This is a genomic window from Salmonella sp. SA15303 (assembly GCF_029962125.1).
Taxonomy (GTDB): domain Bacteria; phylum Pseudomonadota; class Gammaproteobacteria; order Enterobacterales; family Enterobacteriaceae; genus Salmonella; species Salmonella enterica.
This window is the reverse complement of sequence record NZ_CP123924.1, coordinates 802,384-824,294: the sequence shown is the minus strand read 5'-3', so window position 1 is coordinate 824,294 and position 21,911 is coordinate 802,384. Positions and strand designations below refer to the sequence as shown.

Here is a 21,911-nt window from a genome sequence, read left to right as displayed (position 1 = left end):
GCCATCCGGCACAACATTATTCGTCTTCTAACAATGCCTCATACGCGGTGGCATCCAGCAGCGATTCAAGTTCGCTTTCATCGCTGGCTTTGATTTTAAAGATCCAGCCACCGGTATACGGTTCGCTGTTCACCAGCTCCGGGGAGTCGCTCAGCGCATCGTTTACCGCCACGATCTCGCCGCTTACCGGCGCATAAATGTCGGACGCCGCTTTTACGGACTCCGCCACGGCGCAGTCGTCGCCCGCGCTTACGGTCGCGCCGACTTCCGGCAGATCAACAAAAACCATATCGCCCAACAGCTCCTGAGCGTGTTCAGTAATGCCAACGGTGTAAGTGCCATCCGCTTCTTTACGCAGCCATTCGTGTTCTTTGCTGTATTTCAGTTCTGCGGGTACGTTGCTCATCAATTAATCTCCAAAAAAGGATGAATCACGCGACGGCTTTGCCGTTACGCACAAAAACAGGTTTAGTCACTTTTACCGGCATTTCACGGTTACGAATTTGTACAATCGCCGTCTCGCCGATGCCCGCCGGAACGCGCGCCAGCGCAATGCTGTAGCCCAACGTTGGGGAAAACGTCCCGCTGGTGATAATGCCTTCTTGCTGATTGCCCTGCGCATCGGTAAAACGCACCGGCAATTCATTACGCAATACGCCCTTCTCGGTCATCACCAGACCGACAAGCTGCTCATGGCCTTTTTCACGCTGCATCTCCAGCGCCTCACGGCCAATAAAGTCGCGGTCAGCAGGTTCCCAGGCGATAGTCCATCCCATATTAGCCGCCAGCGGAGAGATACCTTCATCCATCTCCTGACCGTACAGGTTCATGCCTGCTTCCAGACGCAGCGTGTCGCGCGCGCCAAGACCGCACGGCTTCACGCCCGCCTCCACCAGCGCACGCCAGAAATCCGCCGCTTTTTCATTCGGCATGGCGATTTCATAGCCTGCTTCGCCGGTATAACCGGTGGTGGCGATAAACAAATCGCCCGCCTGAACGCCGAAGAACGGCTTCATACCTTCTACTGCATGGCGCTGTTGGTCAGTAAACAGAGTCGCCGCTTTTTCCTGCGCATTCGGCCCCTGTACCGCAATCAGCGACAGGTCGTCACGAACGGTGATGTCGATGGCATAAGGTTCAGCGTGTTGGGTAATCCAGGAGAGGTCTTTTTCGCGGGTGGCGGAGTTAACAACGAGACGGAAGAAATCTTCAGTGAAGTAGTAGACGATAAGGTCATCAATCACGCCGCCCGATGCGTTAAGCATACCGGAGTAGAGGGCTTTACCCGTCTTCGTTAGCTTCGCGACGTCGTTTGCCAGCAGATAACGTAGAAACTCTCGTGTGCGGCTGCCATGAAGATCGACAATGGTCATATGCGATACATCAAACATCCCGGCATCGGTGCGCACAGCGTGGTGTTCATCAAGCTGAGAGCCGTAATGCAGGGGCATCATCCAGCCATGAAAATCGACCATGCGGGCGCCGCATAGCGTGTGTTGTTCGTACAAAGGCGTCTGTTGGGCCATCTTTTCCTCGTTGAATTAGCGGGGGCTAACAACCATTTTCATGGGAAATCTTCGCCACGAAACCTGGCATCGACGCCCTTTTTCCTGCGCCGACGCAAACGTTCTCTTGCTCCTGAACTTACCACCGAACCAGGCGCTAAACCATAAGGCTGAATTTACCATCACATTAGCTTATGACTAAAAAACGCCAAAACCCCATCAGCACAAAAAACCACTATTACGCTAAATAACCTCCATAAAAATGAAGCTGATACGATTTATCACAACATAAATTAATATTAAATGTGGAAAAAATGTCGAAAATCTCGTTCGCAAAAAATAGTGGCATTAGAAAATATAATGCGAAATAAGCGGTGAAATTAGATTATTTCAAACGAGGAAAGCCCCCCGGCGCGATAGCCGGGAAAGCAAAGTGTGACGGGTTTCAAACTCTTGCTGGCGTGCAGTCAGACGCTTAACGAAGCCATTGCGGAAGGTCGTTTAGCCCCATTGCCTGGCGAAGCAGTTGGGGTTTGACGCCGGGGAGCGTGTCCGCCAGTTTCAGTCCGATGTCGCGCAGCAATTTTTTTGCCGGGTTTTCGCCGGCAAACAGGTCACGAAAACCTTGCATCCCGGCAAGCATCATCGCCGCACTATGTTTACGGCTACGCTCATAACGACGGAGATAAAGATGTTGGCCAATGTCTTTGCCCTGGCGCTGAAGCCGGCGCAGATCGTCCACCAGTTCGGCCGCGTCCATAAAGCCGAGGTTGACGCCTTGCCCTGCCAGCGGATGGATGGTGTGCGCGGCATCACCGACCAACGCCAGACGATGCGCGGCAAACTGGCGAGCATAGCGGCCCGTCAGCGGAAAAACCTGCCGTTCGCTTTCCAGGCGGCATAAGCCCAGCCGATTATCGAAGGCGATAGTCAACGCCTGGTTAAACGCCTCGTCGCCGCTCTGTTGCATACGCTCCGCATCCTGCGGAGAAAGCGACCAGACAATGGAACACAGATGCGGATCGCTTAACGGCAAAAACGCCAGAATACCTTCACCATGAAACACCTGGCGAGCAACCGCGCCGTGCGGCTCTTCGGTGCGGATAGTCGCTACCAGCGCATGGTGACGGTAGTCCCAGAAAGTTAAGGGAATATCCGCTTTGTTACGCAGCCAGGAGTTGGCGCCATCCGCGGCAATCACCAGACGCGCGGTTAACATCGCGCCGTCTTTTAAAGTCAGGAAGGCGTCGTTCTCTCCCCAGGCAACCTGCTGTAACTCCGCTGGCGCCATTAAGGTGATATCCGCCGCTTGCTGCGCTTTTTGCCACAATGCGTAGTGAATGACGCTGTTTTCAACAATATGCCCCAGATGGCTATATCCCATGCTTGCGTCATCAAACGTAATACGGCCAAAGCTGTCTTTATCCCAGACTTCCATACCGTGGTAGCAACTTGCCCGTCGCGCCACAATGTTTGACCATACGCCAAGACGGGTAAGCAGTTTTTCGCTGGCGGCATTAATCGCCGACACCCGAAGCTGAGGCGGCGCATCGTTCGCCAACGGCTGGGGGACAACGTGATCCAGTACCGCAACGCGCAAACCGCTCCCCTGCAAGCCGCAGGCGACAGCCAGTCCCACCATGCCTCCGCCAACTATTGCTACATCAACACTTTGCACTATTTACTCCTGGAAACCGGAACAATCAAAACCGTAGGCCGGATAAGGCGAAGCCGCCATCCGGTATTTTTACGAACACGATGCCGGATGGCGGCGTGAACGCCTTATCCGGCCTACAGATCGGCTTAACGCGCAACCCAACCTAAGGTCCGCTGTGCCAGCGCATCGCGCGCAGGTGGTAATAATTCCATCGCCATTAAACCGATATTGCGCCCAATAACCAGCGGCGCCCAACGATTTGCAAACAGATGGACCAGACCGTTCGTTACGCCAATCGTCGTATCCCGGTCAACCTGACGACGCTGCTGATAGCGCGATAACACGTGCCAGGCGCCAATATCCTCGCCCGCGTCCTGTGCCGCGACCAGCGTTTCCGCCAGGCTCATGACATCGCGCAGACCGAGATTAAACCCTTGTCCGGCGATAGGATGCAACGTCTGCGCCGCATTGCCGACCACGACAGTCCGGTGAGAAAACACTTTCGCCGCCGTAGTCAGGGCAAGCGGATACGCGCTGCGCTTACCGGCCTGAGTAATTCGCCCCAGCCGCCAGCCGAACGCGGCCTGCAATGCATGGCAGAACTGCGCGTCGGACCAGCTCAGCACCTCATCGCGCTGGTCGAGCGGGTGACACCAAACCAGCGAACATCGGCCATGCGACATCGGCAACATCGCCAGCGGGCCATTGGGGGTAAAACGTTCAAAGGCGCGTCCCTGGTGCGGGATAGCGGTTGCGACATTCGCTATCACCGCTAACTGTTCGTAAGGCTCCTGATGCCAGTCAACGCCGCAGGCTGACGCGAGCGCGGAGTGGGTACCGTTAGCCGCCACCAGCACGCTGCCAGCTATCACATTGCCGTTTTCCAGAGTGACGTTAACCTGCTGTTGGGTACGCGACACGCTGGCTACGCGCTCCGGGCAGTGCAGCGTAACGCCTGGCGCTTTACGCAAGAGCGCAAACAGACGCAGCCCGATATCATGCAGCTCCGCAACGTGCCCCAACGCTGCCAGACTGTAGTCCTGCGCGTCGAGAGTCACAAATCCGGCATGGCCGCGATCGCTGACGTGTACGGTGTTGATTGCCGTTGCGCAATCGGAAATCGCCTGCCAGACGCCAATTCGCGCCAGTTGCTGACAAGTGCCCGCCGCCAGCGCAATCGCTCTGGCGTCAAAGCCGGGATGACCGTCGGCTTCAGGCGCTTTCGCTTCAATCAGGTGTACCGGCAACGTCCCATGACTGAACTGAGAGATGGCCAGCGCCAGCGTCGCGCCTGCCATGCCGCCGCCAACGATAATGACGCTCATTGCTGCCGCGCCGCCGCCATTAATGCCTCAATGTCATCCGCCTTCTTCACAACGCCAGCGGTCAGGTTTTCATTACCGGTTTCGGTAATGACAATGTCATCTTCAATTCGAACGCCAATGCCGCGATACGCTTCCGGCACGTCGGCATCCGGCGCGATATAGAGGCCTGGCTCTACGGTCAGCACCATGCCCGGCTCCAGGATGCGGGAGCGATCCGGCCCATAAACGCCGACATCATGAACATCCAGCCCCAGCCAGTGGCTCAAGCCATGCATAAAGAAAGGACGATGCGCATTTTCGGCAATCAGTTGATCAACCTCTCCTTGCAAAATCCCCAGCTTCACCAGCCCGGTTATCATGATGCGCACGACTTCGCCGGTCACCTCCTGAATAGAGGTACCAGGACGGAACAGTCGCAGGCTGGTCTCCAGCGATTCCAGAACGATGTCATAAATTTCACGCTGGGCTAGCGTAAATTTCCCGTTCACCGGGAAAGTACGCGTGATATCGCCCGCGTAACCTTTATATTCACAACCTGCGTCGATAAGCACTAAATCGCCGTCGCGCATTTCACTTTCGTTTTCAGTGTAATGCAGGATACAGCCATTTTCGCCGCTGCCGACAATGGTGTTATAGGAGGGATAGCGCGCGCCGTGGCGATTAAATTCGTGGTGAATTTCTCCTTCCAGCTGATACTCAAACATCCCCGGACGGCATTTTTCCATCGCGCGGATATGCGCCAGCGCGCTAATTTCCCCGGCGCGGCGCAGGACAGCAATCTCTTCCGGCGATTTGAACAGGCGCATCTCATGGACGATCGGTCGCCAGTCAGTCATGGTGGCCGGCGCGGTCAGATTCTGGCGGGAGCCTTTACGCAGCTTCTCCAGCGCAGCCAGAACAATCTCGTCGGCATACGCATATTCGCCCTGCGCGTGGTACACCACATCCAGACCATTAAGCAACTGAAAGAGTTGCTGGTTGATTTCGCTAAACGCCAGCGCCCGGTCAACGCCCAGTTTTTCCGGCGCGGCATCCTGTCCTAAACGGCGACCAAACCAGATTTCCGCCGTCAGGTCGCGAACGCGGTTGAACAAAACGCTGTGGTTGTGGGTGTCATCACTCTTAATCAGTACCAGCACGGCTTCCGGTTCGTTAAAACCGGTGAAATACCAGAAGTCGCTACTCTGGCGATACGGATATTCACTGTCTGCGCTGCGCGTCGCCTCCGGCGCGGCAAAGATCAGCGCGGCGCTGCCGGGCTGCATTTGCGCCAGTAATGCCTGGCGACGGCGTTGGTATTCCTGCTGAGTCATGACATGGCCTCCATTTCGTTTTTTCTTAGTGTAGCGTCGGTTTACGCACTTCCGGCGCGGTCGGCTGTTGGCGCGTGAAAGTGTCATGACATAACAGCGCCGCAACACGGACATATTCGATGATCTCTTCGAGCGACATCTCCAGCTCTTCCTGATCTTCGCTCTCATCATAACCAAGCTGCGCAATATTACGCAGGTCGTCAATCGCTTCACCCGTTTCGCCGGTGACTTTATCAAGTTTAGGCTGCGTTACGCCGAGGCCAAGCAAAAAGTGGTTAACCCACCCGGCTAAGGCATCTGCGCGATCGAATACGCTGACATCGTCGCCTTCAGGCAGATAAAGCTGAAAAAGAAAGCCGTCGTCTTCCAGCGCGTCGCTGGTCGCCGCGTGCATTTTGCGCAGCGCCTGAGCAAGCTCATGCCCGAAGGCCAGACCTTCGTTCGTCAGGTCGTGCAACAGCGGCTGCCATGAGCTGTCGTTGTTGCCGCCGCAAATCATCCCGCTGATTAAACCATGCATTTCAGCCGGGGTCAGACCGGCCCCTTGTTGATTCAAAAACCGGTTCATTTCGTTGTAACCAGGCATTTCGTTCTGTATAGACATAAGCATTCGTCATCAAAGGGAGGATATTCATGATATGCTACCACTTTGGACCCTGGTGAACCAGAAAAGGGCTTGTATCTTCACACCAGGGTAGCTATAGTGTCGCCCCTTCGCGGACCCTGGGTCTGGAGACGAAGGCAGCGCAGTCAATCAGCAGGAAGGTGGCATGTCTGCACAACCCGTCGATATCCAAATATTTGGCCGTTCACTGCGAGTGAATTGCCCGCCTGACCAAAGGGATGCGTTGAATCAGGCTGCGGACGATCTGAATCAGCGGTTGCAAGATCTGAAAGTTCGCACTAGAGTCACAAATACTGAGCAGTTGGTTTTCATTGCCGCATTGAATATCAGCTATGAGTTAACTCAGGAAAAAGCGAAGACCCGCGATTACGCGGCGAGCATGGAACAACGTATTCGGATGCTACAACAGACCATCGAACAGGCGTTGCTTGATCAAGGTCGCATAACCGAAAAAACGGGCCAAAACTTTGAATAACACTTTTCGCTTTACTATGGTAAAGTGATTGTGAAAACAGAATTTCTCTGAGATGTTTGCAAGCGGGCCAGTCCCCTGAGCCGATATTTCATACCACAAGAATGTGGCGCTCCGCGGTTGGTGAGCATGCTCGGTTCGTCCGAGAAGCCTTAAAACTGTGACGACACATTCACCTTGAACCAAGGGTTCAAGGGTTACAGCCTGCGGCGGCATCTCGGAGATTCCCCTTCTGACTGGCGACAGCCATGACGCAACTTCCCGAACTCTCTTTATCACGACAAGAAATCCGCCGGATGATTCGGCAACGTCGCCGTGCGCTAACGCCAGAGCAGCAACGCCGTTTTGGTCAACAGGCCGCCGCCCGAATGCTCAGCTTTCCTCCCGTCGTGATGGCGCACACTGTCGCCGTGTTTCTCTCCTTTGATGGCGAACTCGACACCCAGCCGCTGATTGAACAGCTATGGCGAGCGGGCAAGCGCGTCTACCTTCCGGTTCTTCATCCCTTCAGCCCTGGCAACCTCCTGTTCCTGCACTATTATCCGCAGAGTGTGCTGGTGACCAACCGCTTAAAGATTCAGGAGCCACGGCTTGATGTCCGCGACGTATTGCCGCTGGCAAAGCTGGATGTGCTGGTAACGCCGTTAGTCGCGTTTGACGAAGACGGGCAGCGCCTGGGGATGGGCGGCGGATTTTATGACCGTACGTTGCAAAACTGGCAGCAGCATAAGATCCTACCTGTGGGCTACGCGCATGATTGCCAGTTAGTGGAAAAGTTGCCGGTTAAAGAGTGGGATATCCCGCTGCCTGCGGTGGTGACGCCGTCCAAAATTTGGGAGTGGTAGCCGTGTTTTGTCGATTGACAGCGTCGCTTTTTTGACCTAAATTTCTCGGTGAAGGGTGAGGGAGGCGAACCTCCCTCCTGCGTACTCACTGTTAATATGCTGGGCAAGCGATGATTAACAGGATCAGCAGCATGATGACGTATCTCATCATCGTCCCTTTCCTTTTTAGAGCCCCTGCCTCGGTAGGGGCTTTCCCGTTTCAGCGCTATGCTGAGCCCTTATCGTAAATTCCTTTTATTGCTGTACAACACGCAACGCTGCCTTTAATTACCAATTGCGGCAAGGCTCGAAAACAGAATGTATGCGTTACACGAAGAGATGTTAAGGCAGGGAAACCAGAGAAAGGATGGGCAGGTCATCTCCTGCCCATTTAGCGGAAATTAGTACAGCAGACGGGCGCGAATGGTGCCCGGAATCGCCTTCATCGCCAGCAGCGCTTTCTCCGCCACATCGCCATCGGCTTCTATATCAATTACCACATACCCCATTCGGGCGGAGGTTTGCAGATACTGTGCGGCAATGTTAACGCCCTGCTCGGCAAAGATCTGGTTAAGCGCGGTCAATACGCCCGGGCGGTTTTCGTGGATGTGCATCAGGCGACGACCACCGTGCAGCGGCAGCGACACTTCCGGGAAGTTCACGGCGGACAGCGTCGAGCCGTTATCCGAGTACTTAATCAGTTTTCCTGCGACTTCCAGACCGATGTTTTCTTGCGCCTCCTGCGTCGAGCCGCCGATATGCGGCGTCAGGATCACGTTATCGAATTCGCACAGCGGAGAGGTAAACGGATCGCTATTAGTGGCCGGTTCCGTCGGGAAGACGTCGATAGCCGCCCCCGCCAGATGTTTCGTCGCCAGCGCGTCGCACAAAGCCGGGATATCTACCACCGTACCGCGCGCGGCGTTAATCAGCAGCGAACCCGGCTTCATCAGGGCAATCTCTTTTGCGCCCATCATGTTTTTGGTGGAGGCGTTTTCAGGTACGTGCAGACTGACCACATCGCTCATATTCAGCAATTCAGACAGATGCTGCACCTGAGTTGCATTACCGAGCGGCAGTTTATTTTCAATATCATAGAAATAGACATGCATCCCCAGCGATTCCGCCAGAATGCCCAACTGCGTTCCGATATGGCCGTAACCGATAATGCCAAGCTTTTTACCGCGCGCTTCGAACGATCCCGCCGCCAGTTTATTCCATACGCCGCGGTGCGCTTTGGCGTTCGCTTCCGGCACGCCGCGCAGCAGCAGCAATAGCTCGCCAATCACCAGCTCCGCCACGGAACGGGTATTCGAGAATGGCGCGTTAAAGACCGGAATACCGCGTTTTGCCGCCGCATTTAAATCCACCTGGTTGGTGCCGATGCAAAAACAGCCAATCGCCACCAGCTTCTCTGCGGCGTTAATCACTTCTTCTGTCAGATGAGTACGGGATCGCAGACCGATGAAGTGGGCATCGCGGATGGACGCTTTCAACTGTTCAGCGTCCAGCGCGCCCTTGTGATATTCAATGTTGGTGTAACCTGCCGCACGAAGGCTTTCCAGCGCCTTTTGATGCACCCCTTCAACCAGCAGAAATTTAATTTTATCTTTCTCCAGCGATACCTTTGCCATTTCCCCGATCCTGTCTTTTTTGCCATCTGATGTTGTGTGTGGATTTGCATCCGTCCTTCAACATATCAAAAAAAATTATCACGGCAATATGAACGTTTGCGCCAGCGTCGTGAAGGAATCGCATACAGCGGGAAATAGCAGATGAAAATACCGGGAATAACTTTTTCTTTGGAGGGATCGGCAGGGCAAACGATTAAACGTGATACATGTCACCAAATTTGCCCTGACCGAATTTTTTACGCGGCAGGAAATACGCCTGGCGGGATCATTTTACGATGGTTTTCACCCCGTCCGGCGTGCCGATCAGTGCGACATCGGCGCCACGGTTGGCGAACAACCCTACGGTCACGACGCCCGGAATCGCGTTAATGGCGTTTTCCAGCGCGATGGGATCAAGGATTTCCATACCATAAACATCCAGAATCACGTTGCCGTTATCCGTGACCACGTTCTGACGGTACTCCGGACGCCCGCCCAGCTTCACCAGTTGACGAGCGACCGCGCTGCGCGCCATCGGAATCACTTCGACCGGCAACGGGAATTTGCCAAGAATATCCACCTGTTTAGAGGCATCCGCAATACAGATAAATTTCTCTGCCACGGAAGCAATAATTTTCTCACGGGTTAATGCCGCGCCGCCGCCTTTGATCATCTGCATATGACCGTTGATTTCGTCCGCGCCGTCGACATAGATGCCCAGGCTATCCACTTCGTTGAGATCAAACACATGAATACCGAGGCCTTTGAGTTTTTCAGTCGAGGCGTCCGAGCTGGAGACCGCGCCTTCAATCTGGCCTTTCATTGTGCCCAGCGCATCAATAAAGTGTGCGGCCGTTGAGCCTGTACCAACGCCCACAATGGTGCCGGGCTGTACATACTGAAGTGCCGCCCATCCTACCGCTTTTTTCAGTTCATCCTGCGTCATAGATCGTTTCGCCTGTGGTGTGAAAATACAGCCGCATTATAGAACATTGTCGGGAAAAATCTCCGTGTCCGTACACAGGCTACGGATTTCATCTGTACCGACGGCAAATTTATGTCATAGTGCGGAAAAAAATAACAGGAGCATGACACAACAATGAAACGTCCGGACTACAGAACACTACAGGCGCTGGATGCCGTTATACGTGAACGAGGATTCGAGCGCGCCGCCCAGAAGCTGTGCATCACGCAATCCGCCGTCTCACAGCGCATAAAACAGCTTGAGAATATGTTCGGACAACCTTTGTTGGTGCGTACCGTTCCTCCTCGCCCCACGGAGCAAGGGCAAAAATTACTGGCTCTGCTGCGTCAGGTTGAACTGCTGGAAGAAGAGTGGCTGGGCGATGAACAAACCGGCTCTACGCCGCTGCTGCTGTCGCTGGCGGTTAACGCCGACAGTCTGGCGACCTGGCTGCTTCCGGCGCTGGCGCCGGTACTGGCGGACTCCCCTATCCGTCTCAATTTACAGGTGGAAGATGAAACGCGCACGCAAGAACGTCTGCGGCGCGGCGAGGTGGTGGGCGCGGTGAGTATTCAGCATCAGGCGCTACCCAGTTGCCTGGTGGACAAACTGGGCGCACTCGACTATCTGTTTGTCGCGTCAAAGCCGTTTGCCGAGCGCTATTTCCCCAATGGCGTTACCCGGTCGTCGCTGCTAAAAGCGCCCGCCGTCGCGTTCGACCATCTGGATGATATGCATCAGGCCTTTTTGCAACAGAATTTCGATCTACCGCCCGGCAGCGTGCCGTGCCATATCGTTAATTCATCCGAAGCATTTGTACAGCTTGCGCGTCAGGGCACGACCTGCTGCATGATCCCTCACCTGCAGATTGAGAAAGAGCTGGAAAGCGGCGAGTTGATCAACTTAACGCCTGGTTTGCTGCAGCGCCGGATGCTTTACTGGCACCGCTTTGCCCCGGAAAGCCGGATGATGCGCAAAGTGACCGACGCGCTGCTGGAGTACGGGCACAAGGTGCTGCGTCAGAATTAGCCTCTCTATGAATGCCGGATGGCGGCGTGAACGTCTTATCCGGCCTGCATGACCCATTATTCCCTCGTCACTTCTTTGAAGTTCATCACAAAATCATTGCGTTCAGGCGGCAAAAAACGACGCGCCATTGGCTATTTTTTGCTGGCGACAAGGCGATTCAAAACGCTCACCGTATTAGCAAATCTTCATTTCAATGCGTAATACGGAGCAAAAAACGAGAACACCGGGAGAAAACGCGGCCTGGAAGCGCCCAGGCCGGGTGAGATTACTGCGTGCTGGCGGCCGTTGTCGACGTCTGCCCTGTTCCAGGTTCAAGCTGGAATACCACATCGACCTGATCGTCGAACTGAATGGTCGGCTGCTCGTAAGTTTCCTGCGCAGATACCGGCGCAGCATCTGCGGCTTTCATCATTCGCACCACCGGACTCGGCTGATAATTAGAGACATGGTAACGAACGCTGTAAACCGGCCCCAATTTGCTGTTAAAACCGGCTGCCAGCGCTTGCGCCTGATGAATCGCGTCATCAATGGCGGCTTTGCGGGCCTTGTCTTTATAGGCGTCCGGTTGCGCCACGCCCAGCGATACCGAACGAATCTCGTTCAGACCCGCCTTCAGCGCGCCGTCCAGCAGAGAATTAAGTTTATCTAACTGACGCAGCGTCACCTCAACGGTTCGCACCGCACGATACCCTTTCAGAATGCTTTTACCGTTTTGGTAATCATAATCCGGCTGCGTGCGCAGATTCGCCGCGCTAATGTCTTTTTTCGCAATCTGATTTTGCTCAAGGAAGGAAAGATATTGCGCCACGCGCTCATCGGCCTGCTTCTTCGCCGTCGCCGCGTCCTTCGCCGCGACGTTCACTTCAATCGCTAAGGTGGCGATATCAGGCACAGCATCGACGCTTGCCGTACCGGAAGTCACGATGTGCGGGCCTTCCGGCAATTCGCTTGCCTGCGCCGACATTGCACTTAAACCCACTAATGCCGCCAGGGCCATCACTTTGAACTTCACAGTCTCTCCTCCATATTGCAGTCATTGCCCTGATATACAGGGCGCATGCAGGCAAGCTTAGCGGATATCGGCCTGTTGTCCATCAGACAACGCTTAGTTGAAAAGCGCGTGCATATGCGCGACGCCTTCCCGCGCCAGTTGGAAGGCGATAAGCCACATCACCACCCCAACCAGAATGTTGATAATGCGTTGAGCTTTCGCCGTACGCAGTCGAGGCGCAAGCCAGGCCGCCAGTAGCGCTAACCCAAAAAACCATAAGAACGACGCGCTAATCGTGCCGAGGGCGAACCAGCGCTTTGGCTCCATAGCCAGTTGTCCGCCGAGACTGCCCAACACGACAAACGTATCCAGATAAACGTGCGGATTCAGCCACGTTACCGCCAGCATCGTAGCAATAATTTTCCAGCGCCCCTGCTTCATAACCTCGGCGCTGGCCAGCTCCAGATTACTGCTCATTGCCGTTTTCAGCGCGCCAAAACCGTACCATAACAAGAACGCGACCCCGCCCCATGTGACCAGCGCCAGCAGCCACGGCGACTGCATCAGCAACGCGCTACCGCCAAAAATACCGGCGCTAATCAGGACTAAATCACTTAACGCGCAAAGCAGCGCTATCATGAGGTGGTACTGGCGACGAATTCCCTGATTCATCACAAACGCATTTTGCGGGCCAAGCGGAAGGATCATGGCGGCGCCAAGGGCAAACCCTTGAAAATAATAAGATATCACGTTAACTACCCTGAGCTGTTTTTCTTAAAGGCAGACTATAGCGCGGGAATATTATTAGCGGAAATTGATAATTTTAATCACTAATAAGAAAAGCTAATAAAGAGACTGAATAACGGATAGCGGCTACGCTTATCCGCTCAATAACCAGAGAATACTGGAGGCGGATAAGCGCAGCGCCGGCAGGCAGCGCGGGAGAAAATTACTCCGCGGCGTTATCTTTCACGCGTTTAAAATTGACGTCCATCTGCGGGTACGGGAAGCTAATACCAGCGGCGTCGAATTCACGTTTAATACGTTCCAGCACGTCCCAGTAGACATTTTGCAGGTCGCTGCTTTTACTCCAGACACGCACCACAAAATTAATTGATGAGGCGCCCAGCTCATTCAAACGCACCGTCATTTCGCGATCTTTTAAAATACGATCGTCGGACTCGATAATCGTCGTTAGCAGCTGTTTCACCTGATCGATATCCGAATCGTAGGCCACCCCAATAATGAATTCGTTACGGCGAACCGGCTCACGAGAATAGTTGATGATATTTCCCGCGATAATTTTGCCATTCGGAATCACAATAATTTTGCCGTCTACCGCGCGCATTGTCGTGGAAAAGATTTGCACGTTCAGTACCGTACCGGCAACGCCGCCCAAATCGACATACTCACCGGCGCGGAACGGACGGAACATAACCAGCAATACCCCAGCCGCAAGGTTAGAAAGCGATCCCTGTAATGCCAGGCCAACGGCTAAACCAGCGGCGCCCAGTACGGCAATAACCGAGGCGGTTTGAACCCCCACGCGACCCAGAGCCGCAATCAGCGTAAAAGCGATAACCCCATAGCGCACCAGCGCAGAAAGAAAGTCGGCCACTGTCGCATCAATATGACGCGCACGCATCAGACGATTTACCGTATTGGAGATCACGCGCGCTACAATCAAGCCGATGATGATAATAGCGATAGCCGCAACAATATTCACAGCATAGCTGAGCAATAACGCCTGGTTGCGTACCAGCCAGGTGCCCGCACCATTTATGCTGTCGACAACATTCAAATCTTCCATTCAATATTCCTTGGTCATAGCAAAACAAGCAAATGAGATCATTCTCACGAAAAGAACTTTTTAAAGGTAAACAAAAACAGAAGAATATGCCATTTTTCGGCATCATCCCAAAAAAGGCAGGTACATTGTGAGTTGGCCGGATGAAAGCGCTAACTAACGCCGCTCTCCGGAAATAACGATAATAAATATCCTCCGGCATAGCCGGAGGTTTTTCAGATGCGCCTATAAGGCTCTCTTACCAGCCGCGCCCTAACAGGCGCATACGATCTGACATTTGCATCAAACTTCGTTACTTACGGCCCGTAAACGGGCTGCCCGGATACGGGATCGATAATTGCTCACCCATTTTATCCTCTTCAAGCTGGTGCTTTATGTAGTCCTGTATCTTCGCCGTGTTCTTACCCACCGTATCGACATAGTACCCTCTGCACCAGAACTCCCTGTTCCTGTATTTGAATTTTAGATCCCCAAACTGCTCGTAAAGCATCAGACTACTTTTACCCTTCAGATATCCCATGAAACTCGACACACTCATCTTCGGCGGGATCTCCAGAAGCATGTGAATATGATCTGCACAACATTCTGCTTCCAGAATTCGTACGTTTTTCCATTCACACAATTTTCTTAATATGCTGCCTACTGCCCTACGCTTCTCTCCATAGAACGCTTGTCTTCGGTATTTGGGCGCGAAAACTATGTGATATTTACAGTTCCATCGGGTGTGCGCTAAGCTCTTTTCGTCCCCCATTGGGACCCCCTTTTGATTTCTTGTTGAACTTTTGCAGTTGCCAGACCGCAAGATGTTTTAACAAATCAAAAGGGGTTTTAATAACTGGCTTAAAGCTGAAAGCTTTCCGGAACCCCCAGCCTAGCTGGGGGTTTTCCATAGACAAAAAAATGGCTTCCCAAGGGAAGCCATTTCAATCAGCAGACTATATTACAGAACGTCAATCGCGTTCAGTTCTTTAAATGCTTTTTCCAGACGAGCGATCATCGAAGTCTGGCCAGCACGCAGCCATACGCGCGGGTCATAGTATTTCTTGTTCGGCTGATCTTCGCCTTTCGGGTTGCCCAGCTGACCTTGCAGATACGCTTCGTTTTCTTTGTAGTAGTTCAGAACACCTTCCCAGGTTGCCCATTGGGTATCGGTATCGATGTTCATTTTCACTACGCCGTAGCTTACGGAGTCTTTGATTTCCTGAGCAGTAGAACCGGAACCGCCGTGGAAAACGAAGTTCAGGCTGTTGTGCGGCAGGTTGTGTTTCTTAGAAACATAGTCCTGAGAATCACGCAGAATGGTCGGGGTCAGAACCACGTTACCCGGCTTGTAAACGCCGTGTACGTTACCGAAGGAAGCGGCAATGGTGAAACGCGGGCTGATTTTGCTCAGTTCAGTGTACGCGTAATCAACGTCTTCCGGCTGGGTGTACAGAGCAGAAGCGTCCATGTGGCTGTTGTCCACGCCGTCTTCTTCACCACCGGTGCAACCCAGTTCGATTTCCAGAGTCATGCCAATTTTGGACATGCGCGCCAGGTATTTGGAGCAGATTTCGATGTTTTCGTGCAGAGACTCTTCAGACAGGTCAATCATGTGAGAAGAGAACAGCGGTTTACCGGTAGCCGCAAAGTGTTTTTCACCCGCGTCCAGCAGGCCATCGATCCACGGCAGCAGTTTCTTCGCGCAGTGGTCAGTGTGCAGGATAACCGGAACGCCGTAGTGTTCAGCCATCTGGTGAACGTGATGCGCGCCAGAGATAGCGCCCAGGATTGCCGCGCCCTGAGGTACGTCAGTTTTCACGCCTTTACCCGCGATGAAGGAAGCGCCGCCGTTGGAGAACTGAACGATGACCGGTGCTTTAACTTTTGCAGCGGTTTCCAGAACAGCGTTGATGGAATCAGTGCCCACGCAGTTAACTGCCGGCAGAGCAAAATTGTTTTCTTTTGCTACCTGGAACACTTTCTGTACGTCATCACCAGTGATCACGCCTGGTTTTACGAAATCAAAAATTTTAGACATGTTTCGTTGTCCTGTATCGTCGGGCTTTGGGAAAAAACACGGGCCGCCCTGAATGTCAGATCGGCGATAAATCAACGGGCAGGAATCCCTGCCCGTAACGATTACTTCTTAGCGCGCTCTTCGAGCATCGCTACGGCTGGCAGAACTTTACCTTCCACGAATTCGAGGAATGCGCCGCCGCCAGTAGAAATGTAGGAAATTTTGTCAGCAATGCCGAACAGGTCGATTGCCGCCAGGGTGTCGCCGCCGCCAGCGATGGAAAACGCTTCGCTATCAGCGATGGCATTCGCCACGATTTCAGTCCCTTTACGGAAGTTCGGGAACTCAAACACGCCAACCGGGCCGTTCCACAGAATGGTTTTGGCATTCTTGAGGATTTCAGCCAGCTGCTGAGCGGAAGCATCGCCGATATCCAGGATCTGCTCGTCTTCTTTCACGTCGTTAACGGATTTCAGAGTCGCCGGTGCGGTTTCGGAGAACTCGGTGGCAACGCGAACATCGGTCGGAACCGGGATATCGCAAGTGGTCAGCAGACGTTTTGCTTCGTCAACCAGGTCAGCTTCGTACAGGGATTTACCGACGCTGTGGCCCTGAGCGGCAACGAAGGTGTTGGCGATACCGCCGCCGACAATCAGCTGGTCAGCGATTTTAGACAGGGAATCCAGAACGGTCAGTTTGGTAGATACTTTAGAACCACCAACGATAGCCACCATCGGACGAGCCGGTTCTTTCAGCGCTTTACCCAGCGCATCCAGTTCAGCGGCCAGCAGCGGGCCTGCGCACGCAACATCAGCAAATTTGCCGATACCGTGGGTAGAAGCCTGCGCGCGGTGCGCAGTACCAAAGGCGTCCATCACGAATACGTCACACAGGGCGGCGTATTTTTTAGACAGCGCTTCGTCGTCTTTCTTTTCGCCTTTGTTAAAGCGAACGTTTTCCAGAACCACCAGCTCACCTTCGGCCACGTCAACGCCGTCCAGGTAATCTTTGACCAGGCGAACCGGGTTAGACAGTTTGTCTTTCAGGTAGTTAACAACCGGCAGCAGAGAGAATTCTTCGTTGTACTCGCCTTCGGTAGGACGACCCAGGTGGGAAGTTACCATCACTTTCGCGCCCTGTTTCAGAGCCAGTTCGATGGTCGGCAGAGAAGCGCGGATACGCGCGTCGCTGGTCACTTTCCCTTCTTTAACAGGTACGTTCAGATCCGCACGGATAAAAACGCGTTTCCCGGCCAGATCCAGATCGGTCATCTTAATTACAGACATGGTGAATCCTCTCAATGATGCTTAAAGTTTTGTCGACGCTGACGCGTCGAGCCTGAAACCAACTGCGGCCATCGCTAACGTGGTGTCGAGCATCCTGTTAGCAAAGCCCCATTCATTATCGCACCAGACCAGCGTCTTGATCAGGTGGGCGCCACTGACCCGGGTTTGCGTGCCATCAACAATGGCGCTGTGCGGGTCGTGGTTAAAATCTATCGAGACCAACGGTGATTCCGTATAGTCAACTATACCATGAAATGCACCTTGTGCTGCTTTTTGCAGCAACTGGTTGACTTCACTGGCTTTTACTGGTTTTTTCACCGTTACGCTTAAATCGATCGCCGTCACATTAATGGTTGGAACGCGCACCGCAATCGCCTCAAAACGGTCGTTAAACTGCGGGAATATACGCGTAATGCCTGCCGCCAGTTTTGTATCTACCGGGATAATCGACTGGCTGGCCGCGCGCGTGCGCCGTAGATCGGAGTGATACGCGTCGATCACCTGCTGATCGTTCATCGCAGAGTGGATCGTCGTGACGGTACCAGACTCGATGCCGTAAGCATCATCCAACAATTTAATGACGGGAATTATGCAATTCGTGGTACAGGACGCGTTTGAGACAATACGATGTTCCGCACGCAGTTGGTTCTGGTTCACGCCAAAAACGACGGTGGCGTCAAGATCGTTGCTGCCCGGATGAGAAAAGAGCACTTTCTTCGCGCCAGCGGCAATATGCGCCTCGCCATGCTCCCGGTTGCCATATACGCCCGTACAATCCAACACAACATCCACGCCCAGTTCGCGCCACGGCAGATCCGCCAGCGTTCTTTCATGCAGAATACGAATGACATCGTCACCGACAAAAAGCTGCTCGCGCTCGTGGCGAACCTCCCATGCAAAACGCCCGTGGCTGGTATCGTATTTCAACAAATGCGCCATGCCTGCGGCATCCGCCAGCTCGTTGATGGCCACCACGGTAATTTCCGCGCGACGTCCGGATTCATACAAAGCACGAACCACGTTACGCCCGATGCGACCAAAGCCATTAATCGCTATGCGTACGGTCATAGGTCTCCTGCAAGGCTATCCCGATTCAGATGAGGCTGACAGAGTAATGCAGCTCATCGTCGAGTAAAACCTCACCTGTCGCAAACTGCGACTGATTGGTTAATTGTCGAACATTTAATTAACTGAAACGCTTCAGCTAGAATAAGCGAAACGGGGAATAAAAGGAATGTTTGTCCAGTCGAAGAAGACAGTTATCTGACCTGCATCACATTTCATGGCCGCTTACGCTGCAATTTATTCCATATTTAAGAATCACCAGTACATCCGTCAGATCTTTTCATCGTCGCGTCACAAATACTGATTTATATCAGAAAGCGCTGTCGCCAGCGTCTATATTATCAGCGCCACGTCCGAGTCTCGGAGTCCTGTAACGATGACTGTATCTCACCACAATGCCTCTACAGCGCGCTTTTACGCGCTTCGTCTGCTTCCCGGCCAGGAAGTGTTTTCCCAATTACACGCCTTTGTGCAACAGAACCAATTACGTGCCGCCTGGATAGCAGGGTGTACCGGCAGTCTGACCGATGTTGCGCTGCGTTATGCCGGGCAAGAGGCGACCACATCGCTCACCGGCACGTTTGAAGTTATCTCGCTAAACGGCACGCTTGAATTGACCGGCGAGCATCTGCATCTCGCGGTATCGGATCCCTACGGGGTTATGCTCGGCGGCCATATGATGCCAGGGTGTACCGTGCGTACCACGCTGGAACTGGTTATCGGCGAGCTGCCAGCGCTGACGTTCAGCCGTCAACCGTGCGCCATTTCCGGTTATGACGAACTGCATATTTCTTCCCGTTAATTGACGACTCTTTAAGAGGTACTTTATGGCGCGTCGCCCGTTTTCCAGCCAGTCCCTGGTGCTGATTGTCATCGCTATTGCCATCAATATGATTGGCGGACAGCTTATTAGCATGTTGAAGCTGCCTATTTTTCTCGACTCGATCGGCACCTTAATTAGCGCGGTGCTGTTAGGGCCGTTCATCGGCATGTTGACTGGGCTTCTAACCAACTTGCTGTGGGGGCTGCTTACCGATCCTATCGCTGCCGCGTTTGCCCCGGTAGCGATGGTTATCGGTCTGGTCGCCGGGTGGCTGGCGCGCGCAGGCTGGTTTCGTACCCTGCCCAAAGTGATCGTCAGCGGGGTCGTCATTACGTTAGCGGTGACGCTGGTCGCCGTACCGCTTCGTACCGCGCTTTTTGGCGGCGTTACCGGCAGCGGCGCTGATTTATTCGTCGCCTGGATGCATTCAATGGGCCAAAACCTGGTGGAGTCGGTCGCGATTACCGTCATAGGCGCTAATCTGGTCGATAAAATTCTGACGGCGATCATCGTTTGGGTGCTGCTGCGTCAGCTACCGTTACGTACGACACGGCATTTTCCTGCGATGTCAGCCGTACGCTAAATGCATCCGTTTACCTCGTTAACCTTATGGGCGCTGGCGGCCTGCACCACGCTGCTACTCCCTGCGCAGACCGTGCTCCCGGTTTATAGCGCGGCGGCCTTCCTCTGTCTGCTGGCGCTGAAATCAACGCGGCGGCGGGCGAAGTATGTCGCCTGGCTGATGCTGTCTTTAGGGTTTGGGCTATGGCTGGTACATGGCGGTTGGCTAACGGAATGGATAAGCGGGCAGCCTCGCGATCCGCAGCGCTGGGTATATGCCGTTACGCTATGGCTACGTCTGCTGGCGATCGTGTCGACGTCGCAGCTATGGATGCAGTATGTGCCGGTTCAGCGGTTTATTCGCGCCCTGTTCGCTTCACGTCTGCCGCCCGGCATCGCTTACCTGTTCGCTGGCCCTCTGCTGGTCGTCGAACAGCTCAAACGACAACTGACGATCGTTCATGAAGCCCAGCGCGCGCGTGGCGTACCGCTGGATGAAGGCTGGTATCAGCGGCTACGGGCAATGCCTGCGCTGATCGTGCCGCTTACGCAAAATGCGCTTAACGATCTGACAATACGCGGCGCGGCGTTGGATATGCGGGGGTTTCGGCTGCATCGAGCCCGAACCACGCTGTGGGCGCCGAAAGATAGCGTGTTACAACGGGTTGCGCGGTATGGCATGGTACTGCTAATACTGGCGGAAGCGGGAGTATGGATATGGTTACGTTAGAGCAGTTTCGTTATCTTCCGTCCGATGCGACACGCCCGCCGGCATGTTTTGATTTCCACTATTCAACACCCGGAATAGTAGCGATAGTCGGCGATAACGGCAGCGGAAAAAGTACGCTGGCGCAACTGATGGCTGGCTGGTATCCGGATTATCTCCCCGGTGATATTGACGGCACAGGCTTACTGCTTGGCGTCCCTATCGGGCGGCTCCCGCTGGTAGAACAGTCGCCCACCATCCAATTGGTGCAGCAATCGCCTTATTTACAGCTTTCCGGCTGTACCTTTAGCGTAGAGGAAGAGGTGGCGTTTGGCCCGGAGAATCTCGGCCTCCATGAAGCGGAGATTCTACGGCGCATTGACGAGGCGCTGACCCTGACAAACTGCCAGTCGTTACGCCATCGCCATCCCGGCACGCTCTCCGGCGGCGAAACGCAGCGGGTAGTAATTGCCAGCGCGCTTGCCATGCAGCCCAGACTGTTAATTCTTGATGAAGCCTTCAGTCGGCTGACGTCAGCGGCCACCGGGATGCTGCTGGAACGGTTACAACAGTGGGCGCTGGAACGTCATTCTCTCATTGTGCTTTTTGAGCGTAATCATTTTCCTTTTCTGACGCGATGCCAGCGGGTATGGCAATTGCGCGACGGAGCGCTAACCCCATTATGTTGACGTTAAATCAGGTCGCTTATCGCTGGCCGGATGCCGCAGCCGACTGTTTGCACGCTATCTCGCTTAAACTTCGTGACGGCGAATGGCTGGCGTTGACCGGCGATAACGGCGCGGGAAAATCAACGCTGTTACGGATTATGGCCGGCCTGCTTTCCCCCGCTTCCGGCTCGGTAACGCTTAATGGAGAGCCGATTGCGCAGCTTAAAAATCGTCAACGCGCCGCCGCTATCGGCGTACTCTTTCAGGAAGCGGAAAACCAGATTTTCCACAGCAATGTCGCGCAAGAGGTCGCTTTTGGGCTGAAACTACAACGCTTATCGGCGGAGGAAATTTCACGGCGCACGCAGGCCGCGCTGCGGTTATGCCAGCTAACGGACGTCGCCGAGGCACACCCGCTTGATCTGCACGCCGCACAGCGCCGGATGGTGGCGGTCGCCAGTCTGGAGGCGATAGCGCCGCCTGTGTTATTGCTGGATGAACCCAGCCGGGATTTTGACGCCCACTGGCTAACCGTATTTGAACACTGGCTGGCGACATGCCGGGCACGGGGAACCAGCGTCGTCGCGATTAGCCATGACGCTGCGTTTACCCGGCGTCATTTTTCACGGGTGGTACGGCTGGAAAACGGCAGGTTGTCAAAGGGAGAATAAAAAACGG

The 21,911-nt window shown here is 54.0% G+C and carries 23 protein-coding genes and 1 other RNA gene; 9 read left to right on the top strand and 15 right to left on the bottom strand.

Annotated elements, in window-relative coordinates; genetic code table 11:
• Nucleotides 1-16: 16 nt before the first annotated feature.
• The 6 genes from gcvH to QEN31_RS03970 all read right to left on the bottom strand — a co-directional run bounded on the left by gcvH (nucleotide 17) and on the right by QEN31_RS03970 (nucleotide 6,404).
• Nucleotides 17-406 carry a glycine cleavage system protein GcvH gene (gcvH, locus tag QEN31_RS03995; protein ID WP_000073211.1) on the bottom strand — a complete coding sequence of 130 codons (390 nt, stop codon included), beginning with the start codon at nucleotides 404-406 and terminating at the stop codon, nucleotides 17-19.
• Nucleotides 407-431: 25 nt separating this feature from the next.
• Nucleotides 432-1,526, bottom strand: coding sequence for a glycine cleavage system aminomethyltransferase GcvT (gene gcvT, locus QEN31_RS03990; RefSeq protein ID WP_000068738.1), 1,095 nt, complete (start codon nucleotides 1,524-1,526; stop codon nucleotides 432-434).
• A gap of 454 nt (nucleotides 1,527-1,980) precedes the next feature.
• Nucleotides 1,981-3,183 carry an FAD-dependent 2-octaprenylphenol hydroxylase gene (ubiI, locus tag QEN31_RS03985; RefSeq protein WP_001192144.1) on the bottom strand — a complete coding sequence of 401 codons (1,203 nt, stop codon included), beginning with the start codon at nucleotides 3,181-3,183 and terminating at the stop codon, nucleotides 1,981-1,983.
• A gap of 125 nt (nucleotides 3,184-3,308) precedes the next feature.
• Nucleotides 3,309-4,487, bottom strand: a complete 1,179-nt coding sequence (gene ubiH, locus QEN31_RS03980) for a 2-octaprenyl-6-methoxyphenyl hydroxylase (protein ID WP_000111140.1) — start codon at nucleotides 4,485-4,487, stop codon at nucleotides 3,309-3,311.
• Nucleotides 4,484-5,800, bottom strand: coding sequence for a Xaa-Pro aminopeptidase (pepP, locus tag QEN31_RS03975; protein ID WP_000193679.1), 1,317 nt, complete (start codon nucleotides 5,798-5,800; stop codon nucleotides 4,484-4,486). The genes ubiH and pepP overlap by 4 nt, the downstream gene beginning before the upstream one ends.
• Before the next feature lie 25 nt (nucleotides 5,801-5,825).
• Complete coding sequence (locus tag QEN31_RS03970; protein ID WP_000027236.1) at nucleotides 5,826-6,404, bottom strand: YecA/YgfB family protein; 579 nt, start codon at nucleotides 6,402-6,404, stop codon at nucleotides 5,826-5,828.
• Between the two features lie 166 nt (nucleotides 6,405-6,570).
• On the opposite strand from QEN31_RS03970, the gene zapA reads away from it, so the two are divergent.
• The 3 genes from zapA (at nucleotide 6,571) to QEN31_RS03955 (ending at nucleotide 7,742) form a co-directional block, all read left to right on the top strand.
• A complete protein-coding gene (zapA, locus tag QEN31_RS03965; RefSeq protein WP_001276011.1) occupies nucleotides 6,571-6,900 on the top strand; it encodes a cell division protein ZapA in 330 nt (109 codons plus the stop codon).
• Nucleotides 6,901-6,941: 41 nt separating this feature from the next.
• Nucleotides 6,942-7,125, top strand: a non-coding RNA gene (ssrS, locus tag QEN31_RS03960) — 6S RNA.
• 20 nt (nucleotides 7,126-7,145) lie between these two features.
• The gene (locus QEN31_RS03955; protein WP_001520956.1) at nucleotides 7,146-7,742 is read left to right on the top strand and encodes a 5-formyltetrahydrofolate cyclo-ligase; all 597 of its coding nucleotides are present in this window, start codon (nucleotides 7,146-7,148) and stop codon (nucleotides 7,740-7,742) included.
• A 380-nt stretch (nucleotides 7,743-8,122) separates the two neighbouring features.
• Here QEN31_RS03955 and serA read toward each other — a convergent pair whose 3' ends face one another.
• Both serA and rpiA read right to left on the bottom strand, forming a co-directional pair.
• Complete coding sequence (gene serA / locus QEN31_RS03950; protein ID WP_001151627.1) at nucleotides 8,123-9,355, bottom strand: phosphoglycerate dehydrogenase; 1,233 nt, start codon at nucleotides 9,353-9,355, stop codon at nucleotides 8,123-8,125.
• A 265-nt stretch (nucleotides 9,356-9,620) separates the two neighbouring features.
• On the bottom strand, nucleotides 9,621-10,280 hold the full coding sequence (gene rpiA, locus QEN31_RS03945; protein WP_000189741.1) for a ribose-5-phosphate isomerase RpiA: 660 nt from the start codon (nucleotides 10,278-10,280) through the stop codon (nucleotides 9,621-9,623).
• A 153-nt stretch (nucleotides 10,281-10,433) separates the two neighbouring features.
• On the opposite strand from rpiA, the gene argP reads away from it, so the two are divergent.
• The gene (gene argP, locus QEN31_RS03940; RefSeq protein WP_099949609.1) at nucleotides 10,434-11,327 is read left to right on the top strand and encodes a DNA-binding transcriptional regulator ArgP; all 894 of its coding nucleotides are present in this window, start codon (nucleotides 10,434-10,436) and stop codon (nucleotides 11,325-11,327) included.
• Between the two features lie 265 nt (nucleotides 11,328-11,592).
• Here argP and QEN31_RS03935 read toward each other — a convergent pair whose 3' ends face one another.
• The 7 genes from QEN31_RS03935 to epd all read right to left on the bottom strand — a co-directional run bounded on the left by QEN31_RS03935 (nucleotide 11,593) and on the right by epd (nucleotide 18,478).
• Nucleotides 11,593-12,339 carry an oxidative stress defense protein gene (locus QEN31_RS03935; RefSeq protein ID WP_000669854.1) on the bottom strand — a complete coding sequence of 249 codons (747 nt, stop codon included), beginning with the start codon at nucleotides 12,337-12,339 and terminating at the stop codon, nucleotides 11,593-11,595.
• A 93-nt stretch (nucleotides 12,340-12,432) separates the two neighbouring features.
• On the bottom strand, nucleotides 12,433-13,068 hold the full coding sequence (gene argO / locus QEN31_RS03930; RefSeq protein ID WP_000626863.1) for an arginine exporter ArgO: 636 nt from the start codon (nucleotides 13,066-13,068) through the stop codon (nucleotides 12,433-12,435).
• Between the two features lie 199 nt (nucleotides 13,069-13,267).
• Nucleotides 13,268-14,128, bottom strand: a complete 861-nt coding sequence (locus QEN31_RS03925; RefSeq protein ID WP_000389833.1) for a small-conductance mechanosensitive channel MscS — start codon at nucleotides 14,126-14,128, stop codon at nucleotides 13,268-13,270.
• A 289-nt stretch (nucleotides 14,129-14,417) separates the two neighbouring features.
• The gene (gene tnpA / locus QEN31_RS03920; RefSeq protein WP_000502119.1) at nucleotides 14,418-14,876 is read right to left on the bottom strand and encodes an IS200/IS605-like element IS200F family transposase; all 459 of its coding nucleotides are present in this window, start codon (nucleotides 14,874-14,876) and stop codon (nucleotides 14,418-14,420) included.
• A gap of 189 nt (nucleotides 14,877-15,065) precedes the next feature.
• Complete coding sequence (gene fbaA / locus QEN31_RS03915) at nucleotides 15,066-16,145, bottom strand: class II fructose-bisphosphate aldolase (RefSeq protein WP_000034386.1); 1,080 nt, start codon at nucleotides 16,143-16,145, stop codon at nucleotides 15,066-15,068.
• 101 nt (nucleotides 16,146-16,246) lie between these two features.
• Nucleotides 16,247-17,410 (bottom strand): phosphoglycerate kinase, encoded by a 1,164-nt coding sequence (pgk, locus tag QEN31_RS03910; protein WP_000111274.1) that lies wholly within the window; start codon nucleotides 17,408-17,410, stop codon nucleotides 16,247-16,249.
• 21 nt (nucleotides 17,411-17,431) lie between these two features.
• Nucleotides 17,432-18,478 carry an erythrose-4-phosphate dehydrogenase gene (epd, locus tag QEN31_RS03905; protein ID WP_000218338.1) on the bottom strand — a complete coding sequence of 349 codons (1,047 nt, stop codon included), beginning with the start codon at nucleotides 18,476-18,478 and terminating at the stop codon, nucleotides 17,432-17,434.
• Nucleotides 18,479-18,851: 373 nt separating this feature from the next.
• Between epd and QEN31_RS03900 the strand changes: the two genes are divergently transcribed.
• The 5 genes from QEN31_RS03900 to QEN31_RS03880 are packed head-to-tail and all read left to right on the top strand — an operon-like array spanning nucleotide 18,852 to nucleotide 21,904.
• On the top strand, nucleotides 18,852-19,277 hold the full coding sequence (locus QEN31_RS03900) for a PPC domain-containing DNA-binding protein (RefSeq protein WP_000218569.1): 426 nt from the start codon (nucleotides 18,852-18,854) through the stop codon (nucleotides 19,275-19,277).
• 25 nt (nucleotides 19,278-19,302) lie between these two features.
• Complete coding sequence (locus tag QEN31_RS03895; RefSeq protein WP_000124001.1) at nucleotides 19,303-19,881, top strand: ECF transporter S component; 579 nt, start codon at nucleotides 19,303-19,305, stop codon at nucleotides 19,879-19,881.
• Complete coding sequence (locus QEN31_RS03890) at nucleotides 19,882-20,589, top strand: energy-coupling factor transporter transmembrane component T (protein ID WP_000553271.1); 708 nt, start codon at nucleotides 19,882-19,884, stop codon at nucleotides 20,587-20,589.
• Nucleotides 20,577-21,254 (top strand): ABC transporter ATP-binding protein, encoded by a 678-nt coding sequence (locus QEN31_RS03885; protein ID WP_001520421.1) that lies wholly within the window; start codon nucleotides 20,577-20,579, stop codon nucleotides 21,252-21,254. Before QEN31_RS03890 ends, QEN31_RS03885 begins: the two co-directional genes overlap by 13 nt.
• Nucleotides 21,248-21,904: an ABC transporter ATP-binding protein gene (locus QEN31_RS03880; RefSeq protein WP_000956930.1), complete on the top strand. Its 657-nt coding sequence runs from the start codon at nucleotides 21,248-21,250 to the stop codon at nucleotides 21,902-21,904. Before QEN31_RS03885 ends, QEN31_RS03880 begins: the two co-directional genes overlap by 7 nt.
• Nucleotides 21,905-21,911 lie beyond the last annotated feature (7 nt).